At 67.3% G+C, this 11,971-nt stretch carries 6 protein-coding genes; all 6 read left to right on the top strand.

Annotated features, from left to right (window positions below; translation table 11 throughout):
* On the top strand, positions 1-5,646 hold a 5,646-nt coding region (locus VJS90_RS11485; RefSeq protein ID WP_324121774.1), incomplete at its 5' end, for a BapA/Bap/LapF family large adhesin.
* A gap of 63 nt (positions 5,647-5,709) precedes the next feature.
* Positions 5,710-7,143, top strand: a complete 1,434-nt coding sequence (locus VJS90_RS11480; protein ID WP_324121773.1) for a TolC family outer membrane protein — start codon at positions 5,710-5,712, stop codon at positions 7,141-7,143.
* Positions 7,140-9,299 (top strand): type I secretion system permease/ATPase, encoded by a 2,160-nt coding sequence (locus VJS90_RS11475; protein WP_324121772.1) that lies wholly within the window; start codon positions 7,140-7,142, stop codon positions 9,297-9,299. The genes VJS90_RS11480 and VJS90_RS11475 overlap by 4 nt, the downstream gene beginning before the upstream one ends.
* Positions 9,296-10,480, top strand: coding sequence for an HlyD family type I secretion periplasmic adaptor subunit (locus tag VJS90_RS11470; RefSeq protein ID WP_324121771.1), 1,185 nt, complete (start codon positions 9,296-9,298; stop codon positions 10,478-10,480). Before VJS90_RS11475 ends, VJS90_RS11470 begins: the two co-directional genes overlap by 4 nt.
* A 179-nt stretch (positions 10,481-10,659) precedes the next feature.
* The gene (locus tag VJS90_RS11465) at positions 10,660-11,559 is read left to right on the top strand and encodes a chemotaxis protein (protein ID WP_324121770.1); all 900 of its coding nucleotides are present in this window, start codon (positions 10,660-10,662) and stop codon (positions 11,557-11,559) included.
* 48 nt (positions 11,560-11,607) lie between these two features.
* Positions 11,608-11,919: a hypothetical protein gene (locus VJS90_RS11460; protein WP_324121769.1), complete on the top strand. Its 312-nt coding sequence runs from the start codon at positions 11,608-11,610 to the stop codon at positions 11,917-11,919.
* The last annotated feature ends 52 nt before the right edge of the window (positions 11,920-11,971 follow it).

Genomic DNA, 11,971 nt, shown 5'->3' with positions numbered 1-11,971 from the left:
GTTCCAGCCAACCTGGCGGTGGGCGGCGATGGCCTGACCGTCACTGGCACCGGCACCCCAGGCAGCACAGTGAATGTCTACGGCCCCAACGGCGTACTGCTGGGCAGCGCACTGGTGGCCGAAGAAGGCACCTTCACCGTCAACCTCGCCACCGCGCAGGCCGATGGTGAAACCCTTCAGGTGGGTGCGGTGGGCGGCGACGGCAGCGCCTCGCTGCAGGCACCGTTGCAGGCACCGGACATCACCGCGCCGCTGCCCCTGACCCAGCTGGCCTTGTCAGCCGACGGCCTGGTGCTGACCGGTCGCGGCGAAGCAGGCGCGACCGTCACCGTGCTCGGGCTGGGCGGCCTTGACCTGGGTGAAAGCGTGGTGAACGCCGATGGCACCTTCAGCGTCGACCTGGCGGTAGCGCAGATCAACGGTGAAGTGCTCAGCGCCAGCCAGTCGGACGTGACCGGCAACGAATCCAACAGCGCCAGCCTGACCGCGCCCGACCGCGTCGCTCCAGATGCCCCGCTCGCGCTGGCCTTCGCTGCGGGCGGCACCTTGCTCAGCGGCACGGGCGAAGCCGGCAGCCAGATCAGCGTACTGGCGGCCGACGGAACCTCGCTCGGCGCCGGGACGGTGCGCGGCGACGGCACCTTCCAGGTCACCCTGACGCCGGCCCAGGCCAACGGCGAAACCCTGCGTGTGCTGTTGACCGATGCCGCGGGCAACCAGTCCGAGGCCGGTATCGTCACCGCGGCCGATACCACCGCGCCGGTCCTGCTCAGCGAGCTTGCCGTGGCAGGTGATGGTTCGTCCCTGACCGGTCGAGGCGAAGTCGGCGCCGAGGTGTCGGTGGTCAATGCGGCCGACGAGGTGGTCGGCACAGCGACCGTCGACGCCAGCGGCCACTTCAGCATCGTGCTTGATCCGCCCCTGGGCGATGCCCAGGTGCTGCGCCTGACCCAGACCGATGCGGCCGGCAACGTCTCGTCGCCTGCCACCTTGGTGACCCCGGACTTCACGCCACCAGCGGTACTCACCAACGTGATCATCAATGCCGATGGCAGCGTGGTCTCGGGCAACGGCGAAGCCGGAGCAACGGTGACCGTCAGCAATGCCGCAGGCGCCGTGGTGGGCACCTCGATCGTGCTCGCCGACGGTACCTTCCGGGTCGAGCTCGATACACCGCAGATCAACCAGGAACCGCTAAGCGTGCAGCAGGCCGATCCACCCGGAAACGTCAGCGATCCGGTCGGAATCATCGCGCCAGACCTCACCCCGCCGGCAGCCCCCACCGACCTTCGCTTCAACGCCGATGGCACCCAGCTCGGCGGCACCGGTGAGGCCGGAACCACCGTGGTGGTCACGACCCTGGCCGGGGTGCAGATCGGTACTGGTACCGTCAGCCCCAACGGCACGTTCGCGATTGTCCTGGACGATCCACAACTCAACGGCGAGCAGCTGCTCGTCACCCTGGTGGACGCGAGCGACAACGTCTCCCCGGAAACACCGGTCACGGCGGTCGACAGCACCAGCCCACTGCTCGCGGCCACCCTTAATGCCGATGGTACCCAACTGAGCGGTACCAGCGAGGCCGGCGCGCAACTGACCGTGCTCAACGACAGCGGCGACGTGGTCGGTGAGGCGGTCGTCGATGCGGACGGCACCTTCGTGCTGCCCCTGACCCCTGCCCAGCAGAACGGCCAGCTGCTGACCGTGATCGCCCAGGATGCCACTGGCAACCCGTCGATCCCTGTCAGCATCACCGCGCCGGATATCACCGCGCCCGCCGCGCCTGCCGCTCTGCTGCTGGCCGCTGACGGCGTCGTCTTCACCGGCACGGGCGAGGCTGGCAGCATCATCCAGGTGCGCGGCGCGGACGGGGTGGTGATCGGTGAAGGCGAAGTGGCCGCCGACGGCAACTTCAGCCTGGAGCTCGATCCGCCCCAGGTCAACGGCGAAAGCCTCACGGTGATCGCCGTGGACCAGCCAGGCAACGAGTCGTTGCCGCAAACCTACGAGGCCGCCGATAGCACACCACCAGACGCGGTGACCAACCTTGCCATCGATCCCGACTACACGACCCTGGCCGGCCGTGGCCAGCCTGGCGCGCGGGTCACCGTCACCCAGGACGGAGAGGTCCTGGGCGAGGCGGACGTGGCCGCCAACGGGACCTTTGTCGTGCAGCTGGACCCATCGGCAACGCCAGGCGGCGAGCTGAGCGTGGTTCAAGCGGACGCTGGCGGCGACTCGCCGGAAAACCTGTACGCAACGCCACTGGAGCGGGTGCCTGATACACCAGTGGGGGTCGAGCTGGCAGCCGACGGCGTTACCGTGACGGGCACCGCGGCGGCAGGCACCGATATCCTCATCAATGATGCCGACGGCAACCTGATCATCGCGGGCGTGGCAGGCCCTGAGGGCACCTTCACCATCGTCCTGCCCACCGCGCAGCTCAACGGCGAACTGCTTAATGTCGTCGCCACCTCCACCGGCGGCGACTCTCAGCCGTTCGTGCTGCAGGCCGCCGATGTGACCGCACCTGATGCGCCCGTGGTCGAGGCCTTGTCCGCCAACGGCCTGGTGCTCACCGGTACCGGTGAAGCGGGGGCTACAGTCACTGTGACTGGACCCGACGGTGTCGTGCTGGGTTCTGCCGTGGTCACCACCAGCGAGACCTTCAGCGTCAACCTGTCGAGCCCGCAGCTCAACGGCCAGGTGCTGAGCGTCACCCAGGCGGATGCGGTTCCGAACACCTCCGGCACCACCAGCTTCACCGCCCCCGACGTGCAGGCGCCGACGGCACCGACCGCCCTGGCGCTGGATGCTGGCGGCCTGGTGCTGACCGGCAGCGGCGAACCAGGCGCCACGGTCACGGTGCGTGGCACTGGGCCGGATCCGATCGGCACTGGCACCGTCGGCGTCGACGGCAGGTTCTCGGTCACGCTGGATTCGCCTCAGCTCAATGGCCAGGTGCTGTCTGTACGCCTGACCGATGCGGCCACCAACACCTCTGGCAGCACCAGCCTCACCGCGCCAGACACCACGCCTCCCGTCGCCCCGGTCGCGGCGATCAATGCCAACGGTACCGCGGTTTCCGGGACCGGCCAGGCAGGCGCGACGGTGACTGTCACCAATGCCACCACCGGCGCGTTCATCGCCAGCGCGGTGGTTGGCAGCGCCGGCACCTACGTGGTCAGCCTGCCCACGGCGCAGATCAACTTCGAGGCCCTGAGCGTCACCCAGTCCGACGCGGGCGGTACCTCGCCCGTGACGCCGCTCACCGCGCCAGACTTCACCGCGCCCGTGGCCGCCAGCAACCTGCTGGTCAATGCTGATGGCACGCTGCTGACCGGTGCCGGTGAAGTGGGTGCCACGGTTAGCGTTCGTTTGGCCAACGGCACCACGCTAACCACCACGGTGGCCGCCGACGGCACGTTCAGCATCGGCCTGCCGGCGCAGGACAATGGCCAGATCATCACCGTCAACCTGACCGACCCCCGCAACAACGTCTCGGCCGATGCCCTGGTCATCGCACCGGACATCGACGCCGACCGTCCGGTCACCGCCAGCGACAACCTGGCGACGGCCAGCGTGGTCCTCGCGCCGGTTGTCAGCGAACGCGTCTATACCGACAGCTTCACCACCCTGCTCTCAGGCTTCACCAAGACCTTCACCTGGACGGTCGCCGAGGGCACCACGGCCGATCCGGTACTGACCCTCACCACCAGCAGCGCACTGGCTCTGCTCGACGGTGCGGTGTTCACGCTTCAGGTGAAAGACGCCAGCGGCGCCTGGGTGACCTTGGCGACCGGCAGTGACCAAGGCGTTCTCGACCTGATCCTGCTGCCCCTGGGCCAGGGCATCCAGGCCGACTTTGGCACCCAGCTGGCAGGCGATTATCGCCTGACCGTCGGCAGCGTCGGTATCGGCCTGGTGACCACGGTGACCACGTCGCTGGACGTCGTCAGCACCAGCCTCACCCAGTTCACCGGCACCGGCACGGCGCTCGATGGCAACGTGCTTACCGACCCTGGCGTGGACGGCCTGGCGGATGTCACCGGGCCCGACAACGGCGCCGTGGTACAGGTGCTGCAGTTCGGCAATTACGTGAACGCCGGCGCCGGGGTCACCGTGCAAGGCCTGTATGGCACGTTGGTGCTGCGGGGTGATGGCAGCTACACCTACACCCCCAATGCCAGCGCGTCGAGCGTCGGCAAGGTCGATGTGTTCAGCTACCAGCTGGTGCACCCCAACGGCTTGAGCGACACGGCAAGCCTGTATGTGCGCATTGACAACCCCAATGACGCCGAGAGCTGGAGCAACGCCAACCTGGCCGCGCCCGCCGTGGTGGTGGATGCGATCAACGACGTCGACAATGTCGGCATCAACCTGGTCCCGCGCGAGGCGACCAGCACCGCGACCCTGGGCACCCTGTCGCTGCCTGTGCTGGGCAGCAAGCAGGCCACCTACACAACCACCGTGGCCGCGGACACCACCGCCGACCTGCAGGTGGTGCTGACGTCCAACAACATCCTGGCGCTGCTCAACGGCGCCACCATCGAACTGCTCAGGCTCAACCCGGCGACCGGCCAGTACGTCAGCGTGCAGACCGTCGGCGGCGGCTCCCTGATCAGCCTGCTGGGCAACTCCGCTGGCTACACCTTCCAAGACCAGGTGGCCGGTACCTACCATATCCGTGTCACCGCAGGCGGCATCGGCCTGGCCAGCTCGGTCACCACCAGCGTGAACACCACCACCACCTTCAACAACGAGCTGGTGGTGGGCAGCTACACGCCGGTGATCGGCAACCTGATCTCCGACACCACAAGCGGCAGCGAGGACTTCCGGGCCTCGCCAGCGCTCACGGTGCTGAGCGTGCTGGTGGCGGCCAATACCTTCGTCAACCCAGGCCACAACGGGGTCAGTGTGGTGGGCACCTACGGCACCCTGTATGTGCAGGCGGATGGTACCTACTCCTACCTGCTCAAGACCGGGCTGACGTCGGCGGTCATTGGCCAGCACGACACCTTCACCTATGAGCTGACCCACCCCAACGGCACCAGCGACATCGCCACCCTGACCATCAACCTGGACGACGCCGCCGCCATCACCACCACGGCTGCGGTGCTGGACGATACCAGCGGCAGCGACAGTGCGCTGCTGGCAAGCTTCGCCGTGGCCAGTGTCACGGGCGAGACCCTGGCCGGCACCGACGGCAATGACCGCCTCGATGGCAGCCAGGGTGGCCCGGTAACCCTGCAGGGCGGTGCGGGCGACGACACCCTGGTGATCGTCGACCAGGACTTCACCAGCGTCGATGGCGGCAGCGGCACCGACACGCTGTTGTGGGCGGGGGGCGATGCGAGTATCGACCTGGGCAATCTGGTCGGGCGCCTGCATGACATCGATGTGATCGACCTCAACGACACCAGCGCGGTGTCACTGACCCTTAGCCTGGAGGATGTAATCGCCGTCACGGATCCGGCCAGCGACACCTTGGTGATCAAGGGTGGCGCTGAGGATTCCGTCACATTTACAGATAATTGGACTTTGGCAGGGAACGAAACGGCCGACGGCGTCGACTATATCCAGTACGTGGCTCAAGAGGACCCGAGCCACCACCTGTGGGTGCAGAACAACATCAATGTTGTCTGAGTCCTCGCAGTCCCGCCGGGCATGAGCCCGGCGGGCGGGATGAAACAGCAGTAAGGGAATTATGTGAAGCGATGCCGTGCGCTGTCACCGCTGTTGCTGGGCGCCTGCGGGCTCCTGGCCTTGAACCTGAACCCGGCTGCGCTTGCAGCCGATGACATCGACCCACAACTGCGCAAGATAGGCCCGTCGCTCCTGCGCGACGCACCTGATGCCGTGCCTGCCCGCGCGCCTGCCGGGCAAGCGGCGCAGGCGGGCGAGCGCCTGGGCCTTGCCGAGGCGGCGCTGGTGGCCGTGCAGTGGCACCCCAGCGTGGCCGAAGCCATCGGCCAGCTGTACCGGCAAGGCGAAGGCATCAACGTCGCCCGCGCTGGCTACTACCCCCAACTTTCAGGCGGCGTGCGCGCCGGCTATGACACCGGTTATGGCGGCGACCGCGGTAGCCAGTCGTTCAGCCTGTCGCTCAAGCAGATGCTCTACGACTTCGGCAAGGTCGACTACGCCGTGGATGCCGCCAACGCCTCGGCCGCCCGCTCCCAGGCCAACATCCTGCTGGTGATGGACGACCTGGCACGTGATACGTCCTACGCCTGGATCGAAGCCCGGCGCTATGAACAACTGATGGTCATCGCCCGCGAGCAGATCCGCGGCATCGGCGAGATCGTCGGGCTGGCCCGCCAGCGCAGCGACATGGGCGCCAGCACCCGCTCCGACGTGGTCCAGGCCGAATCGCGCGAGGAAGGCGCCCGGGCGACGCTGGAGGAATACCAGGCGCAGTACGAACGCTGGCGCTCGACCCTGGCCACCCTGATCGGCCGCATCGCTCCCCCAGCGCTGACCGAAGAAGAGCCGCCCGAGCTTGCCGGTGCCTGCAACCGCCCCTTGGGCGGCGACGACCGGCTACCCGCGGTGCTCATGGCCCTGGCGCAGCGCGCCCAGTCCCAGGCCGAACTGTCCCAGGCCAAGGCCGAGGCCTACCCGACCCTGTCGCTGCAGCCTCAGGTCACCCAGTACCTGGACAACGACTATAATCGTGACAACCCCGCGCTCGAACGCACCCAGGCCGGTATCTTCCTGAACGTGGAAGTGCCGATCTACCAGGGCGGCGCCATCAGCGCCCGCACCCGGGCAGCCGGGTACGCCCTCACCGCCGCCGACTCCGCCGAAGACGCCGCGCGCCTGCAGGCCCGCAGGGGCCTGGCCGAGGCCAAGGCGCAAACCTCAGGCCTGGGGCGCCGCCTGCGCTCGCTGGAAGCCCGCCAAGGCAGCATCCAGGAGGCGCGCATGCTGTACGGCCGCCAGTACCTTGATCTCGGCACCCGCCCGCTGCTCGACCTGCTCAATGCCGAACAGGAGATATACCAGTCGCGGTTCGACCTCGCTGGCACGCGTTCCGACTTGCTGCGCCTGGACGTCGACTGCCTCTACAACAACGGCGCGCTGCGTCCTGCCCTGGGTCTTGAAGGCCAGAGCCTGCAAGGTGTGGAGATCCTGCCATGAGCGATACCGTCAACCTGGCCAAGCCAGGCGAACCCGTCCCCGCCGCCGAGCGCCCCGACCTCGGCCCCTGGCTTGAAGTCATGCTGCAGGTTGCCCACCATTACCGTCTCGATGTCTCGCCGCAGCGCATTCGCCTGGCGGCCATCGAGGACGCGCGCCCCCTGGATGAAATCCTCCGGCACATGGCCCGCCAGGCCGGGCTGACCCTGCGGTTTGTCCGCTTCGATGCCAAGGGCCTGCGCCAATGGCGCACGCCGCTGGTGCTGGAGCTGGACGACGGCCAGCTGGCCGTGGTGGAGGCCGTGACCGAGGACGACAGTCTGTCGGTGGTGTTTGCCGGCGACCAGGGCATGGCCTGCCGGCTGCAACGCGATGAACTGGCCGGGCGCATCACCCGTGTCGCCCTGTTGCGCCCTGCCCGCCCACTGCGCGATGTGCGCACCGACGACTACACCGCGCCCTACGACCGGCACTGGTTCGCGCGCATCGTGCTGCGCGACCTCAGGCCCTACGGCCAGGTGATGATCGCCTCGCTGGTGGCCAACGTGCTGGCCCTGGCCGGGGTGCTGTTTTCGATGCAGGTGTACGACCGGGTGATTCCGGCCGAATCGCTGCCCACCTTGTATGTGCTGTTCGGCGGCGTGGTGCTGGCCCTGGTGTTCGACCTCACCATGCGCCTGCTGCGCCTGAAAGTGACAGACCTGCTGGGCAAGCGCGCCGACCTGCGGGTATCGGACCTGGTCTACGGCCACGCCTTGCGCCTGCGCAATTCGGTGCGGCCCAAGTCGACCGGCTCGTTCATCGCCCAGTTGCGCGAGCTGGAGCAGATTCGCGACCTGATCACCTCCAGCACCGCCACCGCCCTGGCCGACCTGCCGTTCTTCCTGCTGTTCCTGTTCGTGTTCTGGCTGATTGGCGGCGTGCTGGTGGTGATCCCGCTGGTCGCGCTGGTGGCGATGCTACTGCCAGGGCTGTTGGCGCAACGGCGCCTGGCGCGCCTGGCCAATGCCTCGATGCGCGAGTCGGCGCTGCGCAACGCCATGCTGGTCGAGAGCATCCAGGGCATGGACGAGATCAAGGCGCTGCAGGCCGAGGCCCGCTTCGAGCGCCAATGGAACCAGTACAACGCTGCCTGCGCCCACAGCAGCCTGCGCCTGCGCACGCTCACCAACGGCTTGGTGACCTGGACGCAGAACATCCAGGGCGCGGTGTTCGCGGTGGTGGTGGTGGTCGGCGCGCCGATGGTCATCGCCGGCGACCTCACCACCGGTAGCCTGGTCGCGGCGTCGATGCTGGCCTCGCGCATGATGGCGCCGATGGCCCAGCTGACCCATGTGCTGACCCGATGGCAGCAGGCCAAGGTGGCGCTCGAGGGCCTGGACAAGCTGATGCAGTCGCCGGTCGACCACCCCGAGGGCGAGGCGCGCGTGCACCTGCCGGCGATTCGCGGCGAATACCAGCTGCGCCAGGTGCAGTTCCGCTACAGCCCCGAGGCTACCCCTGCCCTGAACATCGGCCAGCTGGACATCCAGCCGGGTGAACGCATCGCCGTGCTCGGGCGCAACGGCGCGGGCAAGTCGACCTTGCTGCAGGCCCTGGGCGGTGCGATGGACCTTGCCGAGGGCGAGATCTCGCTCGACGGCATCGCCCTGGCGCACCTCGACCCTGCCGACCTGCGCCGTGATGTCGGGTTGCTGACCCAGCATTCCCGGCTGTTCCACGGCACCCTGCGGGAAAACCTCACCCTGGGCGCCGGTCAGGCCAGCGACCAGGAACTGGTGGCCGCCCTGGCCGCCACCGGGGCGCTGGAGTTCGTGCGCAAGTTGCCCAAGGGCATGGATCACCTGATTCTTGAAGGCGGCCTTGGACTGTCCGGAGGACAGCGCCAGGCACTGGTGCTCTCGCGCCTGCTGGTGCGCCAGCCCCAGGTACTGCTGCTCGACGAACCCACCGCCGCGCTGGATGACGTGACCGAACGCAGGCTGCTCGACAACCTCGACCGCTTCGCCCAGGGCCGCACCCTGGTGATCGCCACTCACCGCATGAGCGTGCTGCAACGGGTCGACCGCGTGCTGGTACTGGACGCAGGCCGCATCATCATCGACGACAAGCGCGACGCCGCGCTGGCCCGGCTGAGCCAAGGAGGCAAGGCATGAGCACTCACGAACTCCCATCCGCCTACCTGGATGGGCAGGACGACCACGCGGTATTGCGCGCCGGCCGGGTCATTGTCATCTGCGCACTGATGCTGGCGGCTTTTCTGGCCTGGGCCTTCTGGTTCGAGGTGGTGGAAGTCTCCACCGGTACCGGCAAGGTGATCCCCAGCTCGCGTGAGCAGGTCATCCAGACGCTGGAAGGCGGGATCGTCGCCGAGATGAACGTGACCGAGGGCGACATGGTGCAGCGCGGGCAGATCCTGGCCCAGCTCGACCCGACCAAATCCCAGTCCAGCGTTGGCGAAAGCGAGGCCAAATACCTCGCGGCGAGGGCTAGCGTGGCCCGGTTGCGCGCCGAAGTGGCTGGCAAGCCGCTGGTCTTCCCTGACGTCCTCAAGCAGTCGACTGACCTGATCGAGGCCGAGACCGCGCTTTACCAGACCCGCCGCCGCGGTCTCGAACAGACCCTGGCCGGCATCGAGGACTCGCTCAAGCTGGTGCGCAGCGAGCTGAAGATCACCGAGAACCTGGCCAAGATGGGCGCCTCCAGCCGGGTCGAGGTGATCCGCCTGAACCGACAGCGCTCGGAGCTCGAGCTCAAGGCCACCGAAGCCCGCTCCGACTACCTGGTGCGCGCCCGCGAAGAGCTGGCCAAGGCCAGTGCCGAGGCCGACAGCCTGGCCGCGGTGATGCGCGGGCGCAACGACTCGCTGACCCGCCTGACGCTGCGCTCGCCGGTGCGCGGCATCGTCAAGGACATCGAGGTGACCACCCTGGGTGGCGTGGTGCAACCGGGCGGACAGGTGATGAAGATCGTGCCCATGGACGAGCGCCTGCTGATCGAAACCCGCATCGCGCCGCGTGACATCGCCTTCATCCATCCCGACCAGGCGGCCAAGGTGAAGATCAGCGCCTACGACTATTCGGTGTTCGGCAGCCTCGATGGCAAGGTGGTCGGCATCTCGCCTGACACCCTGCAGGATGAGGTGAAGCCTGAGATCTACTACTACCGGGTGTTCATCCGCACCGAGCAGGACAGTCTGAAGAACAAGGCCGGCAAGCAGTTCGCGATCGTGCCCGGGATGATTGCCACGGTGGATATCCGCACCGGGGAGAAGACCATCCTCAATTACCTGATCAAGCCGCTGAACCGGGCCAAGGAGGCGTTGCGCGAGCGCTAACCTCCTGAGAATAGTGGTGGCCCCTTCGCTGGCAAGCCAGCTCCCACAGGTACACTGCGGCCCTTGAGAGCGGCGCCGTACCTGTGGGAGCTGGCTTGCCAGCGAAGGGGCACCACTGAGCTAAAGCCTGACACAACCAGGCCGATAACCCGGTATCCAAACCACCGACAGAACCCACCATGGCCAAGCAACATGCCCGCGCGGACGCATTGTCCCTGCTGCTCTTCACCCTGCGCAGCGGCAAGCTGATGGCAATCAACCTGCTCAAGGTCAGTGAGATCATCCCGTGCCCGCCGCTGACCAAGCTGCCCGAGTCGCATCCGCACGTAAAAGGCGTGGCGACCTTGCGGGGCAACGCGCTGTCGGTGATCGACCTGTCGCGTGCCATCGGTGAACGCCCCTTGGCCGACCCGGACGGCGGCTGCCTGATCGTCACCGACATCAGCCGCTCGCGCCAGGGCCTGCACGTGCAGGCGGTCAGCAGGATCATTCACTGCCAGAGCACCGACATCAAGCCGCCACCGTTCGGCTCGGGCACCAAGGCGTTCATCACCGGCGTCACACGGGTGGACGATGCGCTGGTGCAGGTGCTGGATATCGAGAAAGTCATCCACGGCATTACGCCGGCCCCGCGCGACATCCAGGCCAACACGCTCGACAGCGAAGATGCCGCGCTGCTCGCCGCCGCCAACATCCTGGTGGTCGATGACAGCCAGGTGGCGCTGCAGCAGTCGGTGCATACCCTGCGCAACCTTGGCATCGCGTGCCACACCGCGCGCAGCGCCAAGGACGCGATCAATGTGTTGCTGGAACTGCAAGGCACCGACCAGGAGATCAACCTGGTGGTCTCGGACATCGAGATGTCCGAGATGGACGGCTATGCGTTCACCCGCACCCTGCGCGAAACCCCCGACTTCAAGCACCTCTACGTATTGCTGCATACCTCGCTGGACAGCGCCATGAACAGCGAAAAGGCCAAGGCCGCCGGCGCCAACGCCGTGCTCACCAAGTTCTCCTCGCCCGAGCTGACCGACTGCCTGGTGGTGGCCGCGCGCACGGTGGTGTTCGCCGAGCACTGACCAACTCGGGCATACTTCGGGACCCTGCACGTCATGCCGGAACTCCTCATGAACGCTCTCAGCACCGCCCTCATCGCCTGCGCCCTGTTCACGGGCGCCGCCCAGGCCTCCAGTCCCGACGCCTGGGACCAGCACCGCAAGCAGGTGGTCAAGACCTGCCTGGCCGCCAGCCAGCTCAAGGACGCGCATGCCCGCAGCAAGCCGGTCGAATTCGACGACCAGGTCGGCTACAGCGCGTTGTTGATCGAAGGCCGCTATCCCCAGGCGCACATGAAAGGCCGTACCGGCACCGAGCTGTGCCTGTATGACAAGAAGCACCAGCGTGCGCATGTGAGCGAGTGGGCCGCGGCCAGCAAATAGCCTCAGGCCCGATCGCGCAGGATTGGAAGTTCGCGCGATGCTTGCAGGGGAC

The organism is Pseudomonas sp. (genome assembly GCF_035277045.1).
Classification (GTDB): Bacteria; Pseudomonadota; Gammaproteobacteria; order Pseudomonadales; family Pseudomonadaceae; genus Aquipseudomonas.
The sequence above is the reverse complement of the archived record's forward strand: the minus strand, read 5'-3'. Positions and strand labels throughout refer to the sequence as shown.